The 24,423-nt window shown below is 51.7% G+C and carries 25 protein-coding genes, 1 tRNA gene and 1 CRISPR repeat array; of the genes, 9 read left to right on the forward strand and 17 right to left on the reverse strand.

All coding sequences use genetic code 11. From position 1 onward, the window contains the following. Positions 1 to 5: 5 nt before the first annotated feature. Positions 6 to 92, forward strand: a tRNA-Leu gene (locus THEAM_RS06125). A 160-nt stretch (positions 93 to 252) separates the two neighbouring features. Here THEAM_RS06125 and THEAM_RS09465 read toward each other — a convergent pair. Next, on the reverse strand, positions 253 to 984 hold the full coding sequence (locus THEAM_RS09465; protein WP_013537967.1) for a hydroxymethylpyrimidine/phosphomethylpyrimidine kinase: 732 nt from the start codon (positions 982 to 984) through the stop codon (positions 253 to 255). Positions 985 to 1,136: 152 nt separating this feature from the next. Between THEAM_RS09465 and rpiB the strand changes: the two genes are divergently transcribed. From rpiB to THEAM_RS06145, 3 genes are all read left to right on the forward strand, one after another. After that, entirely contained in the window at positions 1,137 to 1,589 is a 453-nt protein-coding gene (gene rpiB, locus THEAM_RS06135) for a ribose 5-phosphate isomerase B (protein ID WP_013537968.1), read from the forward strand. 4 nt (positions 1,590 to 1,593) lie between these two features. Next, the gene (locus THEAM_RS06140; protein WP_013537969.1) at positions 1,594 to 2,850 is read left to right on the forward strand and encodes a serine hydroxymethyltransferase; all 1,257 of its coding nucleotides are present in this window, start codon (positions 1,594 to 1,596) and stop codon (positions 2,848 to 2,850) included. Positions 2,851 to 2,958: 108 nt separating this feature from the next. Beyond that, positions 2,959 to 3,774 (forward strand): mechanosensitive ion channel family protein, encoded by an 816-nt coding sequence (locus THEAM_RS06145; RefSeq protein ID WP_013537970.1) that lies wholly within the window; start codon positions 2,959 to 2,961, stop codon positions 3,772 to 3,774. Between the two features lie 67 nt (positions 3,775 to 3,841). Here THEAM_RS06145 and groL read toward each other — a convergent pair whose 3' ends face one another. The 6 genes from groL to THEAM_RS06175 form a co-directional block, all read right to left on the reverse strand. Beyond that, positions 3,842 to 5,488 (reverse strand): chaperonin GroEL, encoded by a 1,647-nt coding sequence (groL, locus tag THEAM_RS06150; RefSeq protein ID WP_013537971.1) that lies wholly within the window; start codon positions 5,486 to 5,488, stop codon positions 3,842 to 3,844. A 25-nt stretch (positions 5,489 to 5,513) separates the two neighbouring features. Further along, positions 5,514 to 5,804: a co-chaperone GroES gene (gene groES / locus THEAM_RS06155; protein ID WP_013537972.1), complete on the reverse strand. Its 291-nt coding sequence runs from the start codon at positions 5,802 to 5,804 to the stop codon at positions 5,514 to 5,516. Positions 5,805 to 5,922: 118 nt separating this feature from the next. Next, complete coding sequence (locus THEAM_RS06160) at positions 5,923 to 6,837, reverse strand: transglutaminase-like domain-containing protein (protein ID WP_013537973.1); 915 nt, start codon at positions 6,835 to 6,837, stop codon at positions 5,923 to 5,925. Beyond that, positions 6,837 to 7,196, reverse strand: coding sequence for a hypothetical protein (locus tag THEAM_RS06165; protein WP_013537974.1), 360 nt, complete (start codon positions 7,194 to 7,196; stop codon positions 6,837 to 6,839). Before THEAM_RS06165 ends, THEAM_RS06160 begins: the two co-directional genes overlap by 1 nt. A gap of 9 nt (positions 7,197 to 7,205) precedes the next feature. Continuing rightward, positions 7,206 to 8,393 carry a porin gene (locus THEAM_RS06170; RefSeq protein ID WP_013537975.1) on the reverse strand — a complete coding sequence of 396 codons (1,188 nt, stop codon included), beginning with the start codon at positions 8,391 to 8,393 and terminating at the stop codon, positions 7,206 to 7,208. Positions 8,394 to 8,402: 9 nt separating this feature from the next. Continuing rightward, a complete protein-coding gene (locus tag THEAM_RS06175) occupies positions 8,403 to 11,921 on the reverse strand; it encodes a 4Fe-4S dicluster domain-containing protein (RefSeq protein ID WP_013537976.1) in 3,519 nt (1,172 codons plus the stop codon). Between the two features lie 149 nt (positions 11,922 to 12,070). On the opposite strand from THEAM_RS06175, the gene THEAM_RS06180 reads away from it, so the two are divergent. The 3 genes from THEAM_RS06180 (at position 12,071) to THEAM_RS06190 (ending at position 15,490) form a co-directional block, all read left to right on the forward strand. Then, positions 12,071 to 12,817 carry a DUF2155 domain-containing protein gene (locus THEAM_RS06180; RefSeq protein WP_013537977.1) on the forward strand — a complete coding sequence of 249 codons (747 nt, stop codon included), beginning with the start codon at positions 12,071 to 12,073 and terminating at the stop codon, positions 12,815 to 12,817. 313 nt (positions 12,818 to 13,130) lie between these two features. Then, positions 13,131 to 14,167: a CRISPR direct-repeat array (repeat unit 35 nt; unit sequence GTTGAAATGCCCGAAAAAGTAGACGGGATTGCGAC). A 189-nt stretch (positions 14,168 to 14,356) separates the two neighbouring features. Further along, positions 14,357 to 14,761, forward strand: a complete 405-nt coding sequence (locus THEAM_RS06185) for a CBS domain-containing protein (RefSeq protein WP_013537978.1) — start codon at positions 14,357 to 14,359, stop codon at positions 14,759 to 14,761. Then, positions 14,762 to 15,490 carry a segregation and condensation protein A gene (locus THEAM_RS06190; protein ID WP_013537979.1) on the forward strand — a complete coding sequence of 243 codons (729 nt, stop codon included), beginning with the start codon at positions 14,762 to 14,764 and terminating at the stop codon, positions 15,488 to 15,490. Here the strand turns inward: THEAM_RS06190 and THEAM_RS06195 are convergent. From THEAM_RS06195 to THEAM_RS06220, 7 genes are all read right to left on the reverse strand, one after another. Beyond that, complete coding sequence (locus tag THEAM_RS06195; protein WP_013537980.1) at positions 15,459 to 16,250, reverse strand: site-specific integrase; 792 nt, start codon at positions 16,248 to 16,250, stop codon at positions 15,459 to 15,461. The two genes, THEAM_RS06190 and THEAM_RS06195, sit on opposite strands and share 32 nt — an antisense overlap. Then, positions 16,226 to 17,860 carry a lytic transglycosylase domain-containing protein gene (locus tag THEAM_RS09470; RefSeq protein WP_013537981.1) on the reverse strand — a complete coding sequence of 545 codons (1,635 nt, stop codon included), beginning with the start codon at positions 17,858 to 17,860 and terminating at the stop codon, positions 16,226 to 16,228. The genes THEAM_RS06195 and THEAM_RS09470 overlap by 25 nt, the downstream gene beginning before the upstream one ends. 153 nt (positions 17,861 to 18,013) lie before the next feature. Then, positions 18,014 to 18,856 carry a 4Fe-4S binding protein gene (locus THEAM_RS06205; protein ID WP_013537982.1) on the reverse strand — a complete coding sequence of 281 codons (843 nt, stop codon included), beginning with the start codon at positions 18,854 to 18,856 and terminating at the stop codon, positions 18,014 to 18,016. Continuing rightward, positions 18,856 to 18,993 carry a hypothetical protein gene (locus THEAM_RS09665; protein ID WP_013537983.1) on the reverse strand — a complete coding sequence of 46 codons (138 nt, stop codon included), beginning with the start codon at positions 18,991 to 18,993 and terminating at the stop codon, positions 18,856 to 18,858. The genes THEAM_RS06205 and THEAM_RS09665 overlap by 1 nt, the downstream gene beginning before the upstream one ends. Next, positions 18,986 to 19,870, reverse strand: coding sequence for an Mrp/NBP35 family ATP-binding protein (locus THEAM_RS06210; RefSeq protein WP_013537984.1), 885 nt, complete (start codon positions 19,868 to 19,870; stop codon positions 18,986 to 18,988). The genes THEAM_RS09665 and THEAM_RS06210 overlap by 8 nt, the downstream gene beginning before the upstream one ends. An 11-nt stretch (positions 19,871 to 19,881) precedes the next feature. Then, a complete protein-coding gene (locus THEAM_RS06215) occupies positions 19,882 to 20,661 on the reverse strand; it encodes an inositol monophosphatase family protein (protein ID WP_013537985.1) in 780 nt (259 codons plus the stop codon). Beyond that, positions 20,645 to 20,899, reverse strand: a complete 255-nt coding sequence (locus THEAM_RS06220) for a hypothetical protein (RefSeq protein WP_013537986.1) — start codon at positions 20,897 to 20,899, stop codon at positions 20,645 to 20,647. Before THEAM_RS06220 ends, THEAM_RS06215 begins: the two co-directional genes overlap by 17 nt. A 60-nt stretch (positions 20,900 to 20,959) precedes the next feature. Here THEAM_RS06220 and THEAM_RS06225 point away from each other — a divergent pair, with 60 nt between their 5' ends. Further along, positions 20,960 to 21,598: a response regulator transcription factor gene (locus THEAM_RS06225; protein WP_013537987.1), complete on the forward strand. Its 639-nt coding sequence runs from the start codon at positions 20,960 to 20,962 to the stop codon at positions 21,596 to 21,598. Next, positions 21,591 to 22,502, forward strand: a complete 912-nt coding sequence (locus THEAM_RS06230; RefSeq protein ID WP_013537988.1) for a sensor histidine kinase — start codon at positions 21,591 to 21,593, stop codon at positions 22,500 to 22,502. The genes THEAM_RS06225 and THEAM_RS06230 overlap by 8 nt, the downstream gene beginning before the upstream one ends. Here THEAM_RS06230 and THEAM_RS06235 read toward each other — a convergent pair. Genes THEAM_RS06235 through THEAM_RS06245 form a run of 3 tightly spaced genes read right to left on the reverse strand, consistent with a single transcriptional unit; the run spans position 22,440 to position 24,356 of the window. Further along, entirely contained in the window at positions 22,440 to 23,444 is a 1,005-nt protein-coding gene (locus THEAM_RS06235) for a hypothetical protein (protein ID WP_041439496.1), read from the reverse strand. The genes THEAM_RS06230 and THEAM_RS06235 overlap by 63 nt on opposite strands. Next, positions 23,371 to 23,754, reverse strand: coding sequence for a PaaI family thioesterase (locus THEAM_RS06240; protein ID WP_013537990.1), 384 nt, complete (start codon positions 23,752 to 23,754; stop codon positions 23,371 to 23,373). Before THEAM_RS06240 ends, THEAM_RS06235 begins: the two co-directional genes overlap by 74 nt. An 8-nt stretch (positions 23,755 to 23,762) precedes the next feature. Next, positions 23,763 to 24,356 (reverse strand): hypothetical protein, encoded by a 594-nt coding sequence (locus THEAM_RS06245; protein WP_013537991.1) that lies wholly within the window; start codon positions 24,354 to 24,356, stop codon positions 23,763 to 23,765. Between the last annotated feature and the right edge of the window lie 67 nt (positions 24,357 to 24,423).

Here is a 24,423-nt window from a genome sequence, read left to right on the forward strand (position 1 = left end):
GGAAAGCCCGGGTGGCGGAACTGGCAGACGCGGGGGACTCAAAATCCCCTGCCCTTACGGGCGTGCGGGTTCGAGTCCCGCCCCGGGCACCAATTAACGGAAAGAGCCAAGCAGGAAGGCAAGGCTCACGCCCCCGAAAATCAGGAAGGCCAGAACCAGGAAGAGTAAGGTTTTCAGCAGGAACCTAAACTCAAACCCTTCCACCTTACCCCTCCGAATAGCAATTCAACGTTCATTATAGTATCAAAGAGGCTAAAGCAGCGGGTAGAGCTGTTTCCAGCCGTTTAAGACAAAGGCGCTTTCCCTGAGTGAGCCCACAAAGGAGACTGCACCTTCAAAGGCCTCTACAACGCCCTTAGGCTCTGCAAGGAAGGCAGTTAAGGCAGACGAGAAGGCACAGCCGGTTCCCCTAACAACCCTATCGTCCCTTTTATGGGCCACCCTGGCAACGATTTCCCCTTTAACGATTAAAAGGTCTTCAACCTCTGCTTCTCCCTTAGGAGCTCCCTTCACAACCACAACCTTTTCACTAAACACTTCCCCGAAGAGCGGCTTGAGCCTTTTGAACTCGGAGTAGTTGGGAGTTACTACGGTGGCAACTTCCATTAGGGGCGCTATTGCCTCCGGGTCCTCAACGAACTCCCTGCCGAAAGTGGGGGCCAGAACGGGGTCGAACACAACGGGAACGGCCAAGGACTCTATTCGGCGGGCTATCTCCCTGTTTACCCGCTCCTCGCGGTGGGGAAGGCCCAGCTTAACCCCTTTGGGGGGGAGCTCCTCGAGAACGGCATCAAGCTGCTCTATCAGGAAGTCGCCCTCTGTAAACTCAACTCTTTTAACCCCTTTCGTATTCTGAACCGTGTTTGCCGTGATAACTGCACTACCCAGAAAGCCAAAACTGCGGAAAGTTGCACAGTCCCTTAAAATTCCGGCTCCGCCTGTAGGGTCGAACCCGGCAACGGTAAGGAGAAATCCCTTAGCCAACTAAACCTCCGGCAACGATTAATAACGGCTATAAAAGCACAGTCGGCCTTTTACGCCCGGCGGCCGAACAGGCGAAAGGGTATCGCACTATGTAGAGCCTTAACACTCTACCTACTAATGTAGGATAATATCGCCACCAAAGGAGGTGAGAGATGAGAATAGCCCTTGCCTGCGACCACGGAGGCTTTAGGCTCAAAGAAGTTATTAAATCGTACCTTGAGGAGCTGGGAATCGAGTACATAGACTACGGAACTTTTTCTGAAGAGTCGGTAGATTACCCCGATTTCGCCTACAAGGCCGCCAAGGGAATAGTCAACGGAGAGGCCGACAGGGGAATTTTTATCTGCGGAACTGGAATAGGAATTTCAATTGCGGCAAACAAGGTTAAGGGAATTCGGGCGGCACTGTGCTACAACGTTTACGCCGCCGAGATGAGCAGGCACCACAACGACGCAAACGTCCTCTGTTTAGGGGGAAGGGTTATAGGTGAAGAACTCGCAAAGAGGATTGTAAAAGCATGGCTCGAAACTCCCTTCGACGGCGGAAGACACGAAAGAAGGATAAAGAAAATCTCTGAAATCGAGAAAAACGAATGTGGAGGATAGTTAGATGAAACACCTTAAGGCCGTTGACCCTGAAATTTTCGACGCCCTCAAGTGTGAGTTTAAAAGGCAGAACGAGCACCTTGAGCTGATTGCCTCGGAGAACTTTACCTCTCCGGCAGTTATGGAGGCCCAAGGAAGCGTTTTAACCAACAAGTACGCCGAAGGTTACCCGGGTAAGCGCTACTACGGAGGTTGCGAGTGTGTAGATATCGCCGAGGAGCTTGCGATAAAGAGGTGTAAAGAGCTTTTCGGCGCCGAGCACGTAAACGTTCAGCCCCACTCCGGCTCTCAGGCGAACCAGGCCGTATACCTTGCAACTTTAAAGCCCGGCGACACTATTCTTTCGATGAACCTCTCCCACGGAGGTCACCTCTCCCACGGTTCTCCCGTAAACATGACCGGTAAGTACTTCAACGTTGTTCAGTACGGGGTAAGGAAAGACACGGAAACGATTGACTTCGATCAGGTTTACAGGCTTGCCAAAGAGCACAAGCCGAAGATGATAATCTGCGGAGCTTCCGCCTACCCCAGGGTCATCGACTTTGATAAGTTCAGGGAGATTGCAGACGAGGTGGGAGCGTACCTCCTTGCGGATATTGCCCACATTGCAGGCCTTGTTGTTGCCGGACTTCACCCTTCACCGATAGAGGCCTGCCACTTCGTTACCACAACAACCCACAAAACCCTAAGGGGCCCAAGGGGCGGCGTTGTAATGTGCAAGGCAGAGTTCGCAAAAGAGATAGACAAGGCCGTTTTCCCGGGCCTTCAGGGAGGCCCCCTAATGCACGTTATAGCCGCAAAAGCGGTAGCCTTTAAAGAGGCCCAGTCGGAGGAGTTTAAGAAGTACCAGGAGCAGATTGTTAAGAACGCAAAGGCAATGGCAGAGGAGCTTCAACGCCAGGGCTTCAGGCTCGTATCCGGCGGAACCGACAACCACCTTATGCTCGTTGACCTTACCGATAAAGGCATTACCGGAAAAGAGGCCGAGGCGGCCCTCGGCAGGGCGAACATTACGGTTAACAAGAACACAATCCCCTTTGACACCCGCAGCCCCTTCGTAACGAGCGGTATAAGAATAGGAACCCCGGCGATAACCTCAAGGGGCATCAGGGAGGACGAGGCAAGGCGAATCGCCCAGCTCATAGCCGAAGTTCTCAAGAACATTAACGACGAAGGGGTAATAGAGAGGGTAAAAGCAGAAGTCCTCGAAATCTGCGGCAAGCACCCCCTATACCCCGACCTTAAAGAGCTCTACAGCTAACCCTCCGGCCGGGGCCTCCCGGCCTTCACCCTCCTCACCAAATAATTAAGGCTCATTAACCATCTTCCCCCTGTTATACTTAGCCAAAATCTAAGAAAGGGGGGAAGCATGGAAAGCTACATCTCCATCGCCGTAGGCTACGCGGTAAAAATCCTCGGAGCCTTGGCGGTATTCATTATCGGAAGGTGGGTGGTAAGGAAGCTCGCCGACCTGCTCGAAGTTGCCTTAAAGAAGGCCGACGTAGACGAAACCCTGGTTAAGTTCCTCGGGAACGCCGCCTACTTCCTGCTCTTAATCCTCGTAATCATCGCGGCCCTCGGAACCCTCGGAATCAACACAACATCTTTTGCCGCCATAGTAGGCGCCGTAGGCTTGGCGGTGGGCCTTGCCCTTCAGAACAACATGTCCAATATAGGAGCCGGCGTTCTAATACTCTTTTTAAAGCCCTTTAAGGTGGGCGACTTCATAGAGGCAGGAGGGGTAAGCGGAACGGTTGAAGCTCTTGGGATAGTTAATACAACCTTACGGACACCCGACAACGTCAGAATTTTCGTTCCCAACTCTTCGATAACTTCCGGGAGCATAAAAAACTACTCTGCAGAGCCCATAAGGAGAATCGACCTGGTTATCGGCATAGGTTACGACGACGACATCAAGAAGGCGAAGGAGGTTCTCTACGAGATTCTAAACAGCGACCCGAGGATTTTAAAGGAGCCAGCCCCTTCCGTTTCGGTGGCCGAGCTTGCAGACAGCAGCATAAACCTCAACGTAAGGCCGTGGGTAAAGAGGGAAGATTACTGGGCTGTAAGGAGCGACCTGCTCGAGAGGATTAAGGAGCGGTTCGACGCAGAGGGCATCTCGATTCCCTATCCGCAGATGGACGTTCACGCAGACGTGAAGCTCTTAGACCGGAAGGTGTCTTAAGAACCGTTTATCAGGTAAATAAAAAAGGGGGGCTTAAAGCCCCCCTTTTTATTCGCCAAACCCGGCCTTAGAACTCGGGCATTCCGCCTGCCGGGTTCTTCTCCTCCTTCTCGGGAATCTCGGTTACCGTAGCCTCGGTGGTGAGCAGGAGGCCTGCTGCAGAGGAGGCGTTCTGGATTGCAACCCTCTCAACCTTGGCAGGGTCGATAACGCCGGCCTCTACCAAGTTCTCAAACTCACCCTTACGGGCGTTGAAGCCCCACTCTACACCTTTCTCCTTGATGAGCTCCTTCACTTTCTCTACGATAACTTGTCCGGCGTATCCTGCGTTGTCGGCAATCTGCCTGAGCGGAGCCTCTACGGCCTTCTTCACAATCTCAACGCCGTGCTTCTTGTCGATTTCGCCCTTCTCGTCGAGCTCCTTAACGAGGTCGTCGAGCTTCATTGCAGCGGCGATGAGAGCAGTTCCACCACCGGGAACGATACCCTCTTCAACTGCGGCCCTTGTAGCGTGGAGTGCGTCTTCTACGCGAGCCTTCTTCTCCTTAAGCTCGGCCTCGGTAGCGGCACCAACCTTGATGATTGCTACGCCGCCTGCAAGCTTGGCAAGCCTCTCCTGGAGCTTCTCCTTATCGTACTCGGAAGTAGCCTTTTCAAGCTCGGCCTTAATCTGCTTAATCCTTGCCTCAATCTCCTCGGGCTTACCCTTACCGCCGATGATTGTGGTGTGCTCCTTGTCAACCACAACCTTATCGGCCTGACCGAGCATGTCGAGCGTAACGTTCTCGAGCTTGATGCCGAGGTCTTCAAGGATTGCAGTTCCGCCTGTGAGAACCGCAATGTCTTGGAGCATAGCCTTCCTTCTCTCACCGAAGCCGGGAGCCTTAACTGCACAAACCTGGAGTGTTCCCCTGAGCTTGTTAACTACGAGGGTAGCAAGAGCTTCACCCTCTACATCCTCGGCGATGATGAGGAGGGGCCTTCCTTCCCTTGCAACCTGCTCGAGAACCGGCAGAAGCTCCCTGATGTTGCTGATTTTCTTACCGTAAATCAGGATGTAGGGATTCTCGAGAACGCACTCCATCTTCTCGGGGTCGGTTACGAAGTAGGGAGAGAGGTAACCCCTGTCAAACTGCATACCCTCTACAACTTCGAGGGTGGTCTCAAGGCCCTTAGCCTCTTCAACGGTGATAACACCCTCTTTACCTACCTTGTCCATAGCTTCGGCGATGAGCTCGCCGATTTCCCTGTCGTAGTTTGCAGAAATGGTAGCTACCTGAGCAATCTGCTCCTTGGTCTCTACCGGCTTGGCAATCTTCTTGATTTCGTCAACGATTACCTTAACGGCCTCGTCGATTCCCCTCTTAACCTCGATGGCGTTGTCGCCTGCAGTGATGAACTTGAGGCCGTCGCCGTAAATGGCCTGAGCCAGAACGGTAGCGGTGGTTGTTCCGTCACCGGCCTTGTCGGCAGTTTTCTGGGCAACCTCTTTTACAAGCTGAGCGCCGATGTTCTCTACCGGGTCGGGAAGCTCAATCTCCTTGGCAACGGTTACACCGTCTTTGGTAACTACAGGAGAGCCGAACTTCCTCTCAAGAACAACATTCCTTCCGCCAGGACCCATTGTAGCCTTAACGGCGTTTGCAAGCTTATCTACACCAGCCTTTATCTTCTGCCTTGCCTCATTGCTGAAGAGAATCTCTTTTCCAGCCATCCCTCACCTCCTTTTTGTGGTTTTTTTACTCTTCAACGATTGCGAGGATGTCTTCCTCGCGGATTACGAGAAGCTCTTCGCCGTCGATTTTAACCTCGTTTCCGGCGTACTTGCTGAAGAGGACCTTATCGCCCTCTTTAACCTTAAGAGGCCTTATCTCGCCGTTCTCAAGGAGTCTTCCCTCTCCTACGGCGATAACCTCTCCGATTTGGGACTCTTCCTTAGCGGTATCGGGCAGAATGATTCCTCCGGCAGTCTTCTGCTCCATCTCTATCTTCTTTACAACAACCCTGTCGTAAAGCGGCTTCAGCTTCATCCCTCACCCTCCTTCTCTGGTTTTTAGCACTCACTTTTAGTGAGTGCTAATCGCTGGTAATAAATGTATGAGAGGAGAGCGGTTTGTCAAGGGGGAAAAGGGCCGAACGGCCCGAAGACTACCTGAGCTTCTCAACAAAGAAGTAGGTTTTAACTCCCGTAGGGACAGGATGAAGGTCTATCTCTTCGTAGGCCTTGTACATGTAGTTGAGCCTATCGCCGTGTTGCGGGGGATTGAGCAGAAGGTCTCTCCCCCGGGTCATCCCTATTCTGTGGTCGTCAAGGTGGCCGAAGTAGTAGTCCCTCTTCCTGGGGTTCTTTGCCGCCTCGGAAGCGTCTATCCCGTAAACGTAACCTTTGGGAAAGGCAAGAACCCAACAGTGGTAGCCTTTAACAAGGCCGCTCCTGTTAACGGGGATACCTATCTCGAAAACGGCCGGAATACCTACGGCCCTGCAGAGGGCTATAAAGAGGGAGTGAAAATCGGTGCAGTTCCCCCTCTTTGCGTCGCAGGCCCAAACTGCGTCTCCCCGGCCCCACCCTTTTCCAGACTTATCGTACTTCATGTGGGTAACAACGTAGTTGTAAATGGCCCTGAGCTTCTCAAGGTCGGTCTTCTTACCGGCGGTTATCTGCCGGGCCAGCTCCTTAAACTTCTCAACGGGAACGAGCCTGTCGGACAGGTAGTAGCGTAGGGGAACCGGGCAACCCCTTTTGGTAGGTGAGACCTCGCTTCTTTCAACAACGGCAGTTACCCTCACCCTAACCGGCCTTTTAAGGGGCCCTTCCCACCTTAAGTAAAGGTAACTATTCCCGTACTCTTCCCCTTTCTTAAGGATGAAGCCTTCGGGAGCTTCAACTTTTAGCTCCTTCAACTTCTGCCACCTGTTCTGGTAGGGCACCGGAATCCAGAGCTCCACAAGCCGTGCATCGGGTTGAGGCTTCAAGTCTACGGTTTCGGTAAGCCTGTAAACCGCCCCGAAGGCGCTCTGAGCCGTTAAAACGGCGGCTAAAAGGGCAAGAAACTTTCTCATTAAACACCTCCGTAAGCCCGTTTAAGGAGAAAAAGGCCCACTAAAAAAGAGATAAAGGAAATCATCAGCGGTATGTAGGGCCTCTCTTTAAAGGTGCGGGCAAGCCCTCCCACGCGCTCGGGAAAGGCCAGCCTGTAGAGTCCGGTCAGAAGGAAAACGCCCCCTATGCCCATCTCAAGGCCGTCCCCTCCGAAGGCAATCGACAGAGCCCCCAAAACAACGGAAAACCAAGCGGAAACAATAACAAAAGAAGGGTCCTCCATCATGGAGAGGACCCTTTTGCAAACCTGCGGACGTAAAAGGTAAACGCCGCTAACGCCCGTAAGGGCAATTCCCCAAAAGGCGGTTATCTCCTTCAACCCTACCACCTAAAAGAGAAGCTGAAACTCTGTAGTCAGGAGGTTGTTCGCCGTTCCGGAGCCGTGACGCTCATGGGCAAAGGTGTAAGAGGCTCTGAGAGCCGTCTGCCAGCCGTGAATCAGGTAGTAAAAGCCAAAGGTGGTGTAATCTACATCGTAGGAGTCGTCTACGTTGTCGTTGGGGTCAACCCAGGAGTAGCGGCCAACAAGGTGGAGCTTCGGGTCGAAGAAGGTTCCCCAGTCTACCTGAATGTAGTAGCCCTTTGCATTCCCGAGGAATACGGAAGCTCCGGTGCTGCTTTTGGCATCTGTAGGGTTGTCAAACAGGTAACCGCCCATGAAAGTAAGACCGTAATCCTTCAAAGAGAGCTCCGTTTCGGCATCTATAAGGTGGCGCTTAACAGAAACGGCGCCGTACTTGGTGTAAACCAGCTTGGGAGAGTGGTCCGTTCCGCCTTCGTAGCCGAGCCTGAACCTTAAACCATAGCTGTCGTTTGAAACGAGCTTGGCGTCTGCCGCAAAAACGTAAGCGTACTTACCGTCCTGGTTGTAGATTTTGGAGCTGTTCCAGCCGTCGCCGTTAATAACGGCCGCGGTGAACTTCACGCCGTAAAGGGGTTTCGTTTGGAGGGCAACTCCAACATCGCGCCAAACGGGTGCAATCCAGTTAACGGCAACCGGCCTTTCGGGCAGCGAGAGCTTGGTTCCGCTCTTTAAGTAGCTGAGGGAAAGGGGAACCTTAAACAGTCCCATCTTTACACCGAAGGGGAGGTAAGAGGGGGAGTAGGTTAAATGGGCATCCCACAGCTCAACCGGAGCCCCCCTGTCGGCCCTTATCATAATCTTAAACTTGGTATCGTCGTTCACCTTGCCGCTTACAAAGAGGCGCGCCTTACGAACGGTAAAACCGTTAGCAGGGTCTCCCCAGATGGTTTTCCCCTCGTTCTCAGAGTAAGTGCCCCTAAAGAGAACCCTTCCACCAACCTTTAAACGGTCGGTTGTGCTCCTTCCGGGAGAAACGGCATACCCTCTTTCGGAAAGGAGTTTCCTCAGCTGGCGGTTCTCCTTCTCAAGCTGCTGGACCTTCTGCTCAAGAGCCTGGAGCTTCTGAAGAATCTCCTGAGTGGAAACCTCTTGAGCCCCTGCACCGGTGGAGGCAATAAGAACGGCCGAAAGTGCGAGCAGCGCTTTCCTCATACCACCCTCCTACACCTTTTCTATCTTAACCCTGGTACTGCTAAAGTCCGGAATGCCGGAAATGGGCTCAACAAGGGGCAAATCAAACATCTTAGGGTCTCTCCTTGTGAGCCTGTTCATTGTAACTCCAACACCCCTCCTGGGGTCAACCTTGGTCCAGTTGCCGTTACACACCTTGGTGCCGCCGAGCATCACAGAACTTGCGTTCTCTATGTAAACGGGGGAAGCCCCGTGCTGCCAGTGGCCGAAGTGGTGGGAGTAGGCAACCGTTCCCGGACGAACAAGGTTCGTGACCTTAACCGTAGTAACCACCCCTTTCCTGTTGGAGCGGGAGAAAACTCTAACCCTATCACCGGTTTTAAGGCCGAGCCTTTCGGCATCTGCAGGGTTAATCTTCAAGCTGAAGTCGGGCTCGTAAACAAGGGCCTGGTTGTAGCAGATTGTCCTCGACTGGGTGTGGAGGGCAGACTTATAGGTAATAACGTTAAACGGATAGTCTCTGTCGAGCTCCTCTACGGGCTCCCCGAAGTAGTCGGTGGAAGGATAAAACCTCAAAGTTCCCCAGTTCCTCTCGCCGGTAAGGGAGTTCCTGCTGGTTCCGAGCCTCTCGTTCCAGATATGGACCTTCGGGATACCGAACTTAAAGTTCCCCTTAGAGTCAAAAGTCTCCTCTATGGGCCTGAACACCCCGCCCCTAACAAGGAGCGTACATACCTTCTTCCACTCACTTTCAGAGAGAATCCCTTTAAACTTAGCAACGGGGTAGTTCTCCTCAACGAACCTAATCTCCTCTTCAGAGGCCTCCTTCAGGCCGGCATTCTCGGCGAGGTTGGCAATACCCCGCAGGTAGTAGTCCTCGGCCCTTATAAGGGGATAAAGCTTGCCGTTTTTTCCGGGTATGGCCCTTTCGCCGTAACCGGGCAGTTTCAAGTGGCGGGCAACATCTATGAGGAAAGTCTCAAGGCAGAAAGGCCTGCCGTCTTTGGTTTTACCTACCAGAGGTTCAACAACCGGAGTTCTAACGGCGGTGAACCAACAGCCGGGAGCGTGGGGGGTTAAAAAGCCGTAATGGCCCTCAAGGTAGGTTACGTCGGGCACTATGTAATCGGCGTAGATGTTGGTTTCGTTAATGGTAGTATCAACCGAAATGTAAAGGGGAACTTTATCGGGGTCTTTAAGGGTCTCTATGAACCGCCTGCCGCCGGGCATACTGTAGATTAGGTCGGAGAAATAGGTAATTACCACCTTAACCGGGTAAGGGTACTTCTGGTCTATCCCCGAAATGGCAGAAACCGAAAGGCCGCCTTTGGTGAAGGGGAACCACGGAAGCTTAGAGGGATACCCCTTCTCCTTAAACTCCCTGCTCTTTTCGTAAACGGCCTTTTCACGGGAAATCTTAACGCCCTTAGGCTTTTTAGCGCCGGGGAAGCTCTTAAGGTTGTAGAGCCCCTTCTGCCAGCTGGCGGCCCCTTTACCCCTACACAGATAACCTCCTTCCCTGTTAATGTTGCCCACAAGGGCGTTCATCATAGCAAGGGCGTAGCTGGCGTAAAGGCCTCCAACGTAGTTACCCCCTCCGTGGTAGGCGAAAGCAACCGAGTAGGGGGCGTGCTCCCAGAACTCCTTGGCAACTTTCTTAATCTTCTCCTCGGGAATGCCCGATTCCCGGGCGTAGAAAGAGAGCGGATGCTTCATAACGCTCTCTTTCATAATCTTGAAAGCGGTTTTAACCTTAATCCCGCCTACCTCTCCTTCCCACTCCAGAAGAGCCCTATCCACCTCAGAGGCGGCAACGGGTCTGCCGCTTTTGGGGTCTATAACAACCTCTTCGTTTGGACTCCCCTTAAGGCCCTCTACGTCTTTAACCCTTAAGAACCTACCTACCTCCGGGTGGTTTTCATCAACAATAACAAGGTGGGTAGCGTTGGTAAAAACGTTCCTACCGGCCTTTTCGGCCGCCTTCATAGAGGGAATGGAGAGGAAGTCCTCATCGAACCAGCCATTCTCCAGCATAACCCTTATAAAGCCCATGGCCAGCGGGCCGTCTTTGGTGGGCTTTACCGGAAGCCAATCGTGGGCATGAGCTATAGCCTTGGGAGCCCTCGGGTCAACGAGAACCAGTTTAAGCTCACCTGCGGCTATTCTACGGGCAATAATTGCACCGGAGGTATTAACTCCGGGCTGCTGGGCGGAGTAGACATTGGAACCGAAAACCAGCATATACTTTGCCTTCCAGTAGTCGGCCTTAAACTCAACCTGCTTACCGTCGGAAAGGGCGTAGTTGCCCATTCTAAAGCCGATACCGCAAATATCGGTGTGGGCTATGTAGTTCTTTGAGCCTATAGCCCCGAAAACCCAGCGCTTAATAAAGTGGCTCCTACCGGCCTGGGAACGGCCGGTGAACCAAACCAGCTGGTTCCTTTTAGTACCAAGGTAGGGGTCGGCAGGGTCAACCGGTTCATCGGAGAGAACGTCTTTTATTCCGGGATAGTAACGGTTATCGCCTATCTCCTTAAACAGGTATCCGCCCTCCGAAACCTCCCTTATAAGCTGCTCCCAGCTGATAGGTTTGAACTTACCCTCCCCTCTTTTTCCTATCCGCTTTAAAGGCCGGGTAATCCTGTAGGGGTTGTAAAGATAGTCGTTATCCATTTGAGGTTTAGCACAGGTTGTAGCTACGGCCTTGAAGCTCTCTTTCAAGGAAGTGGTGTAGGGAATCTCTCTACCGGAACGGTTGTAAGGGTGGTAAGGATTTCCGTCTACCTGAACAAGCTTCCCATCTTTAACGGCCACCCTTAAACCGCAACGGGCGTTACAGGCCAAGCAGACAGTATTTACAATCCTGTCGCCCTTGGGCTTTTTAGTTTCGGGGTAAAGGTAAGGATTCCCCCTTTCTACCGCCGGAACCAGCTCGGCGTGATGGCTCTTTAAAAGAGCCTTAGCTACTTCGGGTCTATCTTTCAACAGCTGAGCCAAGGGCCCGGAAGGTTTATAGAGGTTCCCGAAAACCAAAGCGCCGCTCGGGCAAACCGCCACACACCTGGGAACGTCTCCTCCCTTTACGGTACGCTCAAAACATATATCGCACTTACGCGCCTTGTTCCCCTTATCCATAACAATGGCGTTAAACGGACAGGCAGGTACGCACTTTTCACAGCCGGTACACTTAGAGTCGTCTATAACAACTACGCCGCCGCGGCCAACAGAAATGGCGTTAAACGGACAGGCGGAAACGCAAGGGTGCTCAAAACACTGCTTACAGATTTTCTCCTGAGAGAATATGAGCTTCGCCTTCGGGTACTCCCCGAGCTCCTTCTCCTCAATCCAGAACAGGTTAATTTCAGGGGTCTCGTTAAGGCCGTGCTCAAGCTGGCAGGCCGCCATGCAGGCCTTACAGCTCATACACTTACCCTGGTCAAATATTAAAACGGGCTTGAAGAGCTCTTTTCCTTCAGCCCCTTTAACCTCTACGCCTAAACCAACAAGAACGGTCAATCCGGCAACTTTTAAAAACTCCCTTCTCTCCACAAACCACCTCCTTCAAAAGTTCCCCTATAATTCTAAAAAGCTATTCGTAAAATAGAAAATCACTATCAAGAAAGTCCCTCTTATCAGAACTTTCAAACGTTTACTCTTTTGTTACAATTGAAAACCAACACCAACCCAAGGAGAGTGCGATGAAGAAAAAGGCGTTAGGCATTTTAGCCCTGGCAGCTTTCTCAACCGCCGCCGTAGCAGGCTGTGGTAAAGAAAACACCTCTATGAACACCCAAGAGAAAACCCAGGAACAAGCCCAAAAGGAAGCGCTTAAACCCCAACCTCTAACAGCCTTAGAAAACAACAAAAACTCCCAACTCCCTCCGGGACACCCGCCGATAAACGGAAACGAAAAACTCCCGCCCGGACACCCGCCGATAAACAGCGGCATGAGCGGTATGCAGATGCCTCCCGGACACCCCAACGTGGGAGTAACCGGCGGGAACTCTACCCTCCCTCAGGGACACCCACCAATCCACGGAGGAATGGGTGGCGACTTAATGGCAATGCACTCGGGTAAGAACTTAACAAAGTTCGACAGGCCGATAAACATTCCTCCGGAAGTTCAGAAAACTTGGAAACACGCAACTATAGATATAGTTGATAAAACTACAGGAAAAGTTGTTAAAGAGTTCAAAGTTTCCAAAGGACAAACGGTCAACTACGGAGGGCTCGAGATTAAGATACTGTACATTGTGCCCCATCTTGTTCTCGATAATGGCTACACTTCCGCATCTAACGAGCCCCAAAACCCTGCAATACTGGTAGAAGTGAAGGAAAACGGAAAAACCATATATGCCGGCCCCATATACCAGAAGTTTCCCACAATGTACAACATCAACCATCCCCGGTACGAGCTGATACTTAAAAACATCTCTAAGCAGTAAATCTTATTAGGAGGGGAGGTTTTCCCCTCCTAACTCCAAATATTCTGAATTTTTGCTCAAATTTATTCCTAAAACCCCACTTTTAAATAAGTTAAAGGTAGCGCAAAAAGACCGATTTTTACACAAAATCTACCCCAGTTGAAAAGGACAAAGGGAACCATTAAAATTAGAAATAAGGTCGGTCTTTCAAAATCGAATAGGCTTTTTGTTAGGGTTATCTAACTTGTACTGGACCAAGGTCTTGGGAACCAAGAGTATGAAACTCAAGCCCAAAATGAATACCTTGGCTTGTAATAGCTATTACCCATCAAGGGTTGAAATGCCCGAAAAAGTAGACGGGATTGCGACTGGACCTCTCTACGATATAGAGGTTCCACCCTTGGGAGTCTTTGTTGAAATGCCCGAAAAAGTAGACGGGATTGCGACGCAGGGAGGGTCACCTTGAAAGCTTCGGCTACTACCTTGTTGAAATGCCCGAAAAAGTAGACGGGATTGCGACCGTGTCTGAGTACTGGGTGTTCTCCTCCCATCTTCTATCTTCATAGTTGAAATGCCCGAAAAAGTAGACGGGATTGCGACAATCTAAAAGATATGAATCAAAGGTAATAGTATAGCTACTGTTGAGTTGAAATGCCCGAAAAAGTAGACGGGATTGCGACTTTCTGCTTTCCTCACTACTCTCATTCTGCACCTCCGTTGAAATGCCCGAAAAAGTAGACGGGATTGCGACAGTCCTTTGTCTTTGAGTTGAGAGGCTACCCTGAGTAGTTGAAATGCCCGAAAAAGTAGACGGGATTGCGACTCATGTTCCACCTCCTCTTGATTTTTAGATTTCGGGAGCTAGGGTTGAAATGCCCGAAAAAGTAGACGGGATTGCGACCAAAATCCTACAACAGATAAAATTGAAATCAAACACTATCCGTTGAAATGCCCGAAAAAGTAGACGGGATTGCGACCTGGGCCTCCAAGGCTGTCCTGCCTTCGGCGGTAAAGAATCCTAGGTTGAAATGCCCGAAAAAGTAGACGGGATTGCGACGCAATCCGCGTACTGGGTGTTCTCCTCCCACCTCCGTTGAAATGCCCGAAAAAGTAGACGGGATTGCGACATCATATTGATGGGGGTAATATTCTTCTATTATTATTTCCTGTAAGTTGAAATGCCCGAAAAAGTAGACGGGATTGCGACTTTTCAACACCACTTCCTTTATTTCGGAAGTGGTGGTATCAAAGTTGAAATGCCCGAAAAAGTAGACGGGATTGTGACGATTGCGACGCCCAATATCCTACGTCGATTCCAAGAAAATCTGCCTCTCTTGTTGAAGTGCCCGAAGAAGTAGATGGGATTGTGATGTAAACCAGCCTTTTCATTTCTGTTCCTCCTTTTGTTTTATAAGTTCTCGAAAAAATAAGCGGGATTGCGACATTTCCCCTTTGCCCTCAGGGTTTTCGAACGGTGAAACGTTCGTGGACGCGGCAGGCCTGCCTCTCGGGAAGGCATTAAATTAAGAGTTGAGGATGAACTTCTAAGAGAGGTGGAGCATGCCGGTAAGGGACTTAATCAGGAGGAAGGTGGTAGTTATTGAGCCCGACGACACTGTAAAGCTTGCCGCCCAAAGGATGGAAGATAAAATGGTGGGCAGCTTGGTGGTTATAGAGGGGGATAGACCGGTAGGCATAATAACAGACAGGGATTTAGCCCTAAGGGTTATAGGAAGAGAGCTTCCCCCCGACACCCCGATAAAGGAGGTGATGACAAGGGACCCGATAACAATAAGGGAAGACGCCTCTTTCTTTGAGCTAACAAAAACTTTCCGCGAAGCAGCAGTCAGAAGGTTAATTGTTGTTGACAAAGATGGTAAACTGGTGGGGCTTATCTCCATAGACGACACTATGGAGCTTCTGACCACCGAGTTTGCCAACCTTATAGCTGCAATCAGAGGGTAGATGATAAAGGTAGAAACACCGGTATTCGAAGGGCCCTTCGACCTTTTACTCTACCTGATAAGGAAGCGGGAAGTAAGTATATACGATATCCCCATAGCCGAGATAACCGAGGAGTTCCTGAACTACATCTACCAGATGCAGGAGCTCAACATCCCCGTAGCCTCCGAGTTTCTACTTATGGCGGCAACGCTTGCAAGGATTAAGTCGGAGTACCTGATTCCCCGGGAAGAGAGCGAAGACCCAAGAAGAGAGCTCGTCCAGATAATAGAGGAGTATTTAAAGTCTAAAAAGGCCGCTCAAGAGCTTGAAAAGCTTCAAGAGAAGGCAAGCCGTCTCATTCCCCACGACCCTTCGGAGTTAATCTTCCAGTTTCAGGAAAAGATAAAAATAGCCAACACAGCAGAAGACCTTAAAAGGGCATTCGAAGAGGTTTTAAGAAGGCGCAACGAGAAGGGCCTGCGGATAAAGGTGGGATTAACCATCTCCTCTGAGGCGTTTAAGGTTTCAGACAAAATGGGAGAGATTAGACTCCTAATGAGGGAGAAGTTCCTAATCCCATTCAGCAGCCTCATAGAGAAGGCTTCGTGCAAGCTGGAGGTTATCACCTACTTCCTTGCCGTTCTCGAGCTTGCCAAGCTCGGGGAGATTTCAACTTTCACAGACGGAGAGGAGATTTACATCTCAAAGGTTTTACCGGTTAAGTCTTCTCCTTCAGGCTCTTTTCAATAACATCGGCCTTACTCTGAAGGTTCAAAACTCTGTTTATGTAAGAGACCCTCTCAAGGCTCCTTCCCGAGTACTCAACAACGAGGTCTATCGGCAGTCCCCTCTTTAAGAGCCTTGCAACGTAGTTGTCTTTAAAGTCGGCCACAGTGTAGTCTCTGTCGAGCTGTTTCATTATCCGGTGAAAGGTAACTTTTATCGTTGAAGGGGTGGTGGAAAGGAGCGGGGAAATGGGGAGCTTCTCCTCCTTTATCTTGGAGAGCCTCTCTTCAACCTCCGGGTTAATCACAAAACGTTTTATCTTGTTTTCTTGAAGGACCGGAATCCCCATAAACCTGCCGAAGGAGCTCACCTTCAGTTTACCTATCTCCGAGGGAGAAAGGCCCAGGTGGACTATGAGCAGCATAGCCGTTTGGAGGTCTTGGGAGCGCAGGCTGCTCAGGGCAAGCTCTATACGCTTTATCTCGTCGTCGGTTATCGGGCGGAACTCTTTAAACTCGGCGTTTTCGGGCGGAACGAACCTGAGCCTCCGCTTTATCCCTTTAAACTTAAGGTAGTGCTGGATTGCAGACATGGCGGTGCGGAAGCTCTTTTCTGTTTTATACCGAACGGAGAAATAGCCGCAGAGTTTATCTTCGTCGAAGTCGGTAAGGTCGTAGTTATACAGGCTCAGAAAGGAAAAGAAGTATCTCAAAACCCTCCTGTAGGTGTCTATGGTGTTTTTCTTATAACCGTCCTCTATCAGCGACTGGAGAAAATCCTCCATTCCTTACCCGTTCCATAGAGGTTGGAGTAGTAGTAAAGGTTAACAAAGGTTCTCTTAACGTAATCCCTCGTTTCCTCAAAGGGCAAGTACCCGTCTGTAAGAATAATTAGGTCGGCAGGCGAGTTTACTGGGCCGTATAACCTCAGAGCTTTTGCAACTCTGCCAGGGCCACCGTTGTAAGCGGCGGCGGCAAGTGGGAAGAGCTTGAACCTCTTCATAAGGGAGTGGATGTAGTAGGTGCCGAACTTAACGTTAACGTTCGGGTTGAAAAGGTGGTGGACTTTGAAGCTCCTCACTTTGAGTTTCCTGGCAAGGTATCGGCCGGTTGTGGGCATTATCTGCATGTAACCGATTGCTCCGCTACGGGAGTAGGCCCTCCGGTTGAACAAACTCTCCTGCCGGGCAATTGCAAGGGCGTAAACGTCTCCGCCGAAAATCTCGGGAGCCGGATAGAGAACCTTCAAAAGGTAAGGGTAGCGGTGAAGCCTCTTTTTGAAGAGGGCGGCAATCTTTATCCCCCTTCGGTAGTAGCCGCACCTATACTGGGCAAGGGCGTTTTGCGGAGTTTTATCCTCTATGAAAGAGACCGCGTAGCAGGCTCCCCTTTCCACAAGGAGCTTCAGCCCCGAATCCTTAAAAGAGGGAGCAAACACCTCCTCCTTCTTAAAGGGGAAGCTCTTAGGGGGCTTTAAAAGCAGCGAGTAGAAGTTTACTCCCCTTCCCTTGAAAGGAACGCCCAAGCAGACAGAGCGCCAGGCAGAAAAGGGAAGCTCAGGGCGCCTCGGGACCCTTTTACACTCGCCGGTAAAAAGGTAGTAGCGCCCCAAGTAGTAACCGTAAAGGCGCGGGAAGAAGGGCTTCACCGTTTTCAGCACCTTCTTGAAAAAGCCCAAATCCTTCCTAAAAGAGTAATCGAGAAGGTAAACGGAAAGCCTGCGCTTTGCGGCTCTGCTCTTGCCCTCTTTAAGGTAGCGTTTAAAGTAGGAAAACTTCTCCGGTAAAGACCTTGAAAGGTAAGTGAGAAAAAGGTATCTTCTGGGAATTTCCTCGGCAGACTTAAACAGGGAAACGGCCTCTTTCCTCTTGCCCGATTTTAGAAAGGTGTAGGCAAGAAGGTAGGTGTAAAACCTATCGCCCCTTAAAAAGGAGAGGTAAAAAAGAGCCTCGTCGGTATTGCCCCGGGCGGCAAGCCGCCAAATCTTAACCCTTAAAACATTGGGAGTGAGGAGCGATTTGTAGGCGGAAGCTCCAACTGCCAAGGCTATATCTTCGTCGAAAGAGTCGGTCAGCTTCAAAACTCGCTTAAACAGAGGCAGCGCCTCCTTTCTTCTGCCGTTTTTAAGGAGCGCCTCGGCCCTCAGGAAAAGCTCAACCGCCCCTTTAGGACGCTCCGACGGCAGAGGAAACCTACCGCCCCGGCCAAGGCAGCTATCGTAGTAGAGAAGCCGGGAAAGCCTCTCGAGGGAAGTTCCTTTAAAGGAGTTTAAAAACTTTAGGGAGCAGAAGTCACCAGATTTTAAGTAGTTGAGGAAAAGAACAGCCCTATCCTTCGGGAGGGCAAGGGCATTTAAAGGGATTAAAAAAATCGCCAGAAGAAGTAAAAGCCTCATCGTCCTCTAATTATAGCGAAGGAGGCCCCCGAAAGGGGGCTCTCAGACCGCACGCAGTGCGGCCGGGGGGACGGCTTGTTGTGGGGCGTCGGGAAAGGCTACTTTCCAGACTGAGAGAGATTATCGGAACTACCCGTCAGTAGTTAAGACGGGTTAACCTTTTTCGTTAGAGGAGCGGCTAAAGAGGGGACCGAAGTCGGGAGTTCTAAGGTTAACAACCGGGCAGACCCTTACGCAGTTAAGGCACCGCAAACAGGCGGGCGAGTTTGGGTCTTCGTATATCGGGTAGTTAACGGGGCAGGACTTCTTACAGAGGTTACACTCTATACACCCCTTTTTATCTACCGAGAAGTCAACGATGCTGAGCTTGTTAAAGAGGGAGAACAAGGCCCCCAAGGGGCAAACGTACCTACAGAAGGGACGTTTTATGAAAATCGAGCCGTAGAGGAACATACTGCCGAAGGCGAGCTTAAATAGGAAAAAGGCCCCGGCCATGTTGGCTATCATAGAGCTTACGGCAACCCAGTATATACCGGCCTCTAAGGTTCCCGTAGGGCACACCATACAGAAGTAGTGCTCCTTAAACAGGAAGGGGAGAATCACAACCCCCAGGGCAAGCATCAGGTACTTTAAGTAAACAAAGGGGCGGGGGAGCTCAAACTTCATAGAGGGAATTTTGTAAAGGAGGTCTTGAAGCAGGCCGAAGGGGCAAACCCAGCCGCAAATCCACCTGCCGAAAGAGGCGGAAACGGCAGAGATGATACCGAGGGTCATAAGGGGGAGCTTGTTTATAACCAAGAAATGGGAGATGGTTCCTATCGGACAGGAGTAAAGGGCAGCCGGACAGGCGTAACAGTTCATTATGGGCAGGGGTATCGATTTGAGCCTGCCGGTGTAGAGTTTGGCAGTGACGAAGTTGTAGAGGGGAAGGTTTGCAAACAGGGCCGTTAACAGCTGCGACAGACGCCTGTTCTTCCACAGGGGCACTCTAAGCATCACTTTATCCCTATACAGGTGAGGCAGAGAATCCTGCCGTTGCTCCAGATTATCTGTGGCTCTCCCTTTAAAGCTCCGTAAAGGGTAAGGAGAAGGGCCGCCGCAAGCACGGCCCCGGCTATCGCCTTCTTAAGCATTTACCTTCTCTCCAAGCTCTTCGAGGAGCTTCTCAACAACTTCCGCAAAGGCCTTTGCGGAAGCGCTTTCGGGGTGAGAAATCACAATGGGAACGCCCTTATCTCCGGCCTCTACAACGGCGGGCTCTATGGGAATTCTCCCCAGGAAGGGAACATCCAGCTCCTTGGCTGCCTTCTCTCCGCCGCCGCGCTTAAAGAGGTCTATCTCTTTGCCGCAGTGGGGGCAGATAAGGCCGCTCATGTTCTCCACAATACCCAAAACGGGAACGTTCATCATCTTAGCAAAGCTGATGGACTTCCTGGTGTCCAGAAGGGAGACCTCTTGGGGTGTGGTAACGATTACAAAACCGTCCATGGGCTTTATGAGCTGAGCAACGCTCAAGGCCTCGTCTCCGGTTCCGGGGGGCAGGTCAACAATGAGGAAGTCTAAATCTCCCCAGTCTATTTCGGCAAGGAACTGCTTTATGGCCTGGTGCTTTAAAGGCCCCCTCCAGATAACCGGCTGGTCGGGGTTTTCAAGCAGGAAGGCCATGGAAACTATCCTGAGGTTGGGCATTCCCAAAGGAATGAAGGGCTTTATTGTCTGGCTGTTGGGGTCTGCAAAGAGGCGCTGCCCCTCTGCACCGAACATCTTGGCAACGTTGGGGCCGTGAAGGTCTGCATCGAGCAGACCGACCTTGTAACCGCGCTTTGCGAGCTCGGCGGCAAGGTTGGTGGCAACGGTGGTCTTACCTACTCCCCCCTTACCGCTGAGGATACCTATCTTGTGCTTTATCTTAGAGAGGTTACAGGTCAGTTTAACGTCCATAGGGTCTTGGGCGCTCTGGCAGGTGCTCTTGTGGGCACACCCTTCACATTTTTTCTCGTCAAAGGCCATCTCAATCCTCCTTAGGTAAGGTGTCTCTGAACTATCTTCAAAAGCTCCCCGTGGGTGTTGGGAGAAGCTCCAACAATGTTGCCGCTGGAGAGGAAGCTCCTGCCGCCCTCAAAGTCTGTAACCACTCCGCCTGCCTCCTCTACAAGGAGAATGCCGGCGGCTATATCCCACGGGTGGAGGGACATCTCCCAAAAACCGTCGAAGACCCCCTTTGCAGTGTAGGCAAGGTCGAGCGCTGCAGAGCCGCAACGCCTGAGGCCCGACACGGAGAGGAAAACCTCTTTAAAACACTTCAGGTAGCTGTCGAGCATCTCCTTGCCCCTGAAGGGGAATCCGGTGGCCACAAGGGCCTCTTCAAAGGGCCTGGAGCTGACCTTAAGCTTCACGCCGTTACAGAAGGCTCCGGCCCCCTTCTCTGCAACGAAGGTCTCTTCAAGCAAGGGCGCCTTAACCACGGCGGCAACCAGCTCACCTTTATAAGCAACCCCTATGGAGACGCAGAACATGGGTAGCCCGTGTATGAAGTTCTTAGTCCCGTCGAGGGGGTCTATGAACCACTGCCAGCTGCCGCTGCCGTGGGAACCGCTCTCTTCCGCAACTATAGCGTGTTGCGGGAACGATTCCTGTATAGTCTTAATAATAATCATTTCCGATTTTTTGTCAGCCTCGGTAACGAAGTCGTTTCGGGCCTTCTCCTCTACCTTTAGTTCTCTTAAACGGCCGAAGTAGTCCAGCAAAACTTCCGAGGCCCTTTCGGCGGCCAAGAGGGCAACGTCAATAACCTTCTCCATAGATGTCTCCCGGTGTAGGTCTGTAGGCAATTGAGATGAGGTTCCCGTTCTCGAGGAGAAATTCTACTTTAAAGGCGTAGTGGTAGGAGAGGTAATCCACTCCCCTCTCTGAGATTGCGCTCTTTGTGTGGAATATCGCCTCGTCCCAGGTTTCAAGGTCTCTGAACTCTACCTTCAGGTCGAAACCTTTAACGGTGAAGGCCTTTTCCACTGCGGCTATAAACTCTTCCGACAGCATCTTTTACCTTTCCTTAACGAATTTGGAACTATTTTAATTTAAGCAGTTTAGGAGGCGGCTGTGAAAATCGCCCTTGTAGAGGACGACCTCTCTATTTTAAACCTCCTAAAGAGGGTGCTTTTAAGCGAGGGGTTTTCGGTAAGGGAGTTCTCCACGGCAGAGGCCTTTATGAACGCCGTGTTTGAGTATGGCGAGGAGTTTGACCTTGTGATTCTTGACGTTATGCTCCCGGGAACCGACGGGGTAACGGCCTGCTCCTTCCTGAGGGAAAGGGGGTTTTCGGCACCCATTCTCATGTTAACGGCCCTTTCGGAAGAGGAGGAGAAGGTAAAGGGGCTCGACAGCGGCGCAGACGACTACCTTACAAAGCCTTTCGGGATAAAAGAGCTCCTTGCACGCATCAGGGCACTCCTCAGGCGCAGCGAAAGGGGGTTCACCCGCGAAGGGGAGTTCAGGTTTACAGACGAAGGGGTGGTTGTAGAGGGAAGAGAGGTGAAGCTCACCCGCAAGGAGAAGGAGATCCTGAAGGTTTTAGTGGAGAACCGGGGGAAGGCCGTTTCAAAGGAGGAGATAGTTGCAAAGGTGTGGAAGGGAGAGCAGGTAAATAAGCGGGTTGTGGACGTTCACGTGAAACACCTCAGAGATAAGCTCGGAGACAGGATAAAAACGGTATGGGGAGTGGGATATAAGGTTGTATAGGAAGCTATCGGAGCTGTTTGAAGAGCTTCTCTTCGTTGAGCCCGACGGAACGGTTGTGGGAAGCGGCAAGAAACTGTGGGAGCTTTACCCCTTCCCCGAGGCAATAGCCGCACTCGAGGAAGCGAGGGAGAGGGGGAGAAGCTCCTTCCAGGCCGAGGAGCGGGGGAGGTCTTTTACCTTCCAGCTTGCAAGACTCCCAGACGGAACGGTTGCAGTTTTAAAACGGGACGACACCCTGGCAAAGGAGTTCGACTCTGTAAAGAGAGAGGTGGTTTCAACCCTTTCCCACGAGATAAAAACCCCCTTAACCGTTATAAGGGGTAACGTTGAGTTCCTCCTCCACTACGGCGACTGCAACGACAAGGAGGTTCTAAAAGAGACCCTGGAAAAGGTGGAGAAGCTGGAGAGGATAGTTTCGGGCATAGGCAGGCTCTTTAAGAAGAGCAGTCAGATGGCAGCACTCAACCTCAGGCCGCTAACGGAAGAGGTGGTGGAGAGCTTCACCCCCAAAGCCGCCGGGAAGGGAATCGCCCTAAAAACGGAGCTTGAAGACACAAACACCGTGGCCGACGCCGTTTTGTTCCAACAGCTGCTCCGGAACCTACTGGACAACGCGGTAAAGTTCACAAAAGAGGGAGAGGTGAGGGTAAAGCTCACGGAAGAGTTCCTCGAAGTTTCCGACACCGGCAGGGGGATACCCCGGGAGAAGCTGAGCAGGGTTTTTGAACGCTACTACCGCGAGGGTGAAAACAGCGGCCAGGGAATAGGGCTCTCGGTGGTAAGGGAGATTGCAAAGCACCACGGCTGGAAGGTTGAGGTTGAGTCGGAAGTCGGCAGGGGTTCACGTTTCAGGGTTGTGTTCTACCCCGACGAGAACATCGGCAAGGAAGCCGTTAAAGAGTAAGAGCTTGAGGAAGTTCTCCCGCGTTCCGAACTCTACGGCAACACCGTGTTGAATGGCGTGCCGGTTTAAAGTCCCCTCCCTGTAGTCGATAAACGGGTGCCAGTCGAGGAACGACGGTATATCTGAAATCGAAAGGAGGCGCTGAAGCAGCAGTTTCAAAGCGTACTGTATGGTTACAAACTTTCTGTTACGCTTCCTTATAAGCTCCTCAAGGCGTTTCTCAAGGGGATTAAATCTTACAAGGGTATCCCACACCGCCCCTTCTGCAAGGGGGAAAAGGGCGTAAATGGCAAGCTCCAGCCAACCGGAGGCGAAGGCACCTGCAACCTGCTTAAGGATTTTAGAGCGCCTGCGGTAGGCCGGCAGGGCCTCCCACCTTAAAAGCTCCTCCTCAACGGCAAAAGGGGAAAATTTCTCCAAGGCCCAGGGCCAGAACTCATCCGGAGACGGCAGCTCCTCCAAGACCCAAAGGGGGAGGAGAAGCTCCTCCCTGCGGTAAAGCTCAAAGGCCACCTCGAGCCTTGGGCCCGAGGCCTCCCTGTAGAGGCTAACGCACCTATCCAGCTGAGCTTCAAGCTCGGAGCGCCAGTTCTCCAAAACCGCCTCCCACTCACGCTCTACCGCTTCCCGCTCCTTCCTCTCAAAGGCCTTAAAGAGGGCAGTATAAAGGCTTCCCGCATCGGGATTGAAAAAGGGCTCCAGGCCGTTGTCCCTTACTATCGCATCTATAAAGGGCTTGTGCTCGAGCCTTTTCAGCTCCTTCGGGCCGAGCCGTCCGCCGGTAATCCCTTCAACCAGCAGGAAGAAAAAGTCCCGGGTGCTTTTGGCACGCCTTGCGGCGGCCAGAAGCTCCTCACCTACAGCCCAACTACCCGAGAACGTGTTTGGGGAGGACGAAACAGGTAAACTCCCCTTCGAAAACCCTCTCTCCGGAGCGCTCACCTACAACCTCAACAGTCCGCTTCTTTCCCTCCCGGTTAACCTCCCGTGCCGTAAAGAGCACCTCGTCGCCCACCTTAACGGGGCGCAGGAACTTAACGGAAGCACTCCCCAGAACAACGGTAGGCTCGTTAACGGCCAGCATGGCGGCGTAGTCGGCGGCGGAAAAGAGAAACCCTCCGTGAACAAGGCCCTTACCGTCGGCAGCCATTACCGGCGCAGTCTTCAGCAGAACCTTAGAGTAACCCTCCCCGAGCTCAACCGGCTCCCCGGAAAGGGAGCGGTCTATCAGTTTATGGGTCTTTACCTCCATCGCCCCTCCTACTTACAGTTACTTACACATATCCTTTCGGGAATGAGCTTCCCCCCGCACCCGGTAAAACAGGCGTTAAACTGCTGCTTACAGCCGCAGTCTCTAACGCAGGTAACCGAAAGCTGACGGACAAAATCGGAAAGCTTCGGAGGTTCCGGCCTTTCCGGAGGCAAAGGCTTCTTCTCGTTCAGAGTATCGAGGGCCTGCTCAAGCTGATACTTGCGGGAGCAGGCGTAGTAGTCCTTACTCTTCTTACAGGCCCTCTTGAAAAAGAGGTAATCTCGGTAGAGCTGCCTGTAACTGTTAGACCAGCTCAAAAGCCTGTTCTGGTAAGTGGCGTAAGCCGCCCTGTAGGCAGAGAGTTCCCTGTTGTAAACCGCAAGAGCCTGCCTGTACAGCCTTTCGGCCCTGCTTCTCACCTGAGCCATGCAGGCGTTGTAAGAGTCCTCGCAGCTCTCTTTACAGGATTTAAACGACTCGTAACAGCCGCTCAAACAGGCCCTGTTGTCGGCAGGAGGTTCGTACCTGTAGGAGACCGCAAACTCCGGTCCTCCGCACGAGGCAACAAACAGGGCCGCAACGCATAAAAGGAGCTTTTTCATCTTTTTGGCCTCCGGGGCTTGATTAAACTATTCTACCCTTCTATCGTTTAAAGTGCAGAAAACCCAA

The sequence above is a fragment of the Thermovibrio ammonificans HB-1 genome, from assembly GCF_000185805.1.
In the GTDB taxonomy this organism is placed as follows: domain Bacteria; phylum Aquificota; class Aquificia; order Desulfurobacteriales; family Desulfurobacteriaceae; genus Thermovibrio; species Thermovibrio ammonificans.

Excerpts from the sequence above, each read along its gene's own strand:
- rpiB (WP_013537968.1), top strand. The coding sequence starts at position 1,137 with ATGAGAATAGCCCTTGCCTGCGACCACGGAGGCTTTAGGCTCAAAGAA.
- THEAM_RS06140 (WP_013537969.1), top strand. The coding sequence starts at position 1,594 with ATGAAACACCTTAAGGCCGTTGACCCTGAAATTTTCGACGCCCTCAAG.
- THEAM_RS06145 (WP_013537970.1), top strand. The coding sequence starts at position 2,959 with ATGGAAAGCTACATCTCCATCGCCGTAGGCTACGCGGTAAAAATCCTC.
- groL (WP_013537971.1), bottom strand. The coding sequence starts at position 5,488 with ATGGCTGGAAAAGAGATTCTCTTCAGCAATGAGGCAAGGCAGAAGATA.
- groES (WP_013537972.1), bottom strand. The coding sequence starts at position 5,804 with ATGAAGCTGAAGCCGCTTTACGACAGGGTTGTTGTAAAGAAGATAGAG.
- THEAM_RS06160 (WP_013537973.1), bottom strand. The coding sequence starts at position 6,837 with ATGAGAAAGTTTCTTGCCCTTTTAGCCGCCGTTTTAACGGCTCAGAGC.
- THEAM_RS06170 (WP_013537975.1), bottom strand. The coding sequence starts at position 8,393 with ATGAGGAAAGCGCTGCTCGCACTTTCGGCCGTTCTTATTGCCTCCACC.
- THEAM_RS06180 (WP_013537977.1), top strand. The coding sequence starts at position 12,071 with ATGAAGAAAAAGGCGTTAGGCATTTTAGCCCTGGCAGCTTTCTCAACC.
- THEAM_RS06185 (WP_013537978.1), top strand. The coding sequence starts at position 14,357 with ATGCCGGTAAGGGACTTAATCAGGAGGAAGGTGGTAGTTATTGAGCCC.
- THEAM_RS06190 (WP_013537979.1), top strand. The coding sequence starts at position 14,762 with ATGATAAAGGTAGAAACACCGGTATTCGAAGGGCCCTTCGACCTTTTA.
- THEAM_RS06195 (WP_013537980.1), bottom strand. The coding sequence starts at position 16,250 with ATGGAGGATTTTCTCCAGTCGCTGATAGAGGACGGTTATAAGAAAAAC.
- THEAM_RS09470 (WP_013537981.1), bottom strand. The coding sequence starts at position 17,860 with ATGAGGCTTTTACTTCTTCTGGCGATTTTTTTAATCCCTTTAAATGCC.
- THEAM_RS06205 (WP_013537982.1), bottom strand. The coding sequence starts at position 18,856 with ATGCTTAGAGTGCCCCTGTGGAAGAACAGGCGTCTGTCGCAGCTGTTA.
- THEAM_RS09665 (WP_013537983.1), bottom strand. The coding sequence starts at position 18,993 with ATGCTTAAGAAGGCGATAGCCGGGGCCGTGCTTGCGGCGGCCCTTCTC.
- THEAM_RS06210 (WP_013537984.1), bottom strand. The coding sequence starts at position 19,870 with ATGGCCTTTGACGAGAAAAAATGTGAAGGGTGTGCCCACAAGAGCACC.
- THEAM_RS06215 (WP_013537985.1), bottom strand. The coding sequence starts at position 20,661 with ATGGAGAAGGTTATTGACGTTGCCCTCTTGGCCGCCGAAAGGGCCTCG.
- THEAM_RS06220 (WP_013537986.1), bottom strand. The coding sequence starts at position 20,899 with ATGCTGTCGGAAGAGTTTATAGCCGCAGTGGAAAAGGCCTTCACCGTT.
- THEAM_RS06240 (WP_013537990.1), bottom strand. The coding sequence starts at position 23,754 with ATGGAGGTAAAGACCCATAAACTGATAGACCGCTCCCTTTCCGGGGAG.
- THEAM_RS06245 (WP_013537991.1), bottom strand. The coding sequence starts at position 24,356 with ATGAAAAAGCTCCTTTTATGCGTTGCGGCCCTGTTTGTTGCCTCGTGC.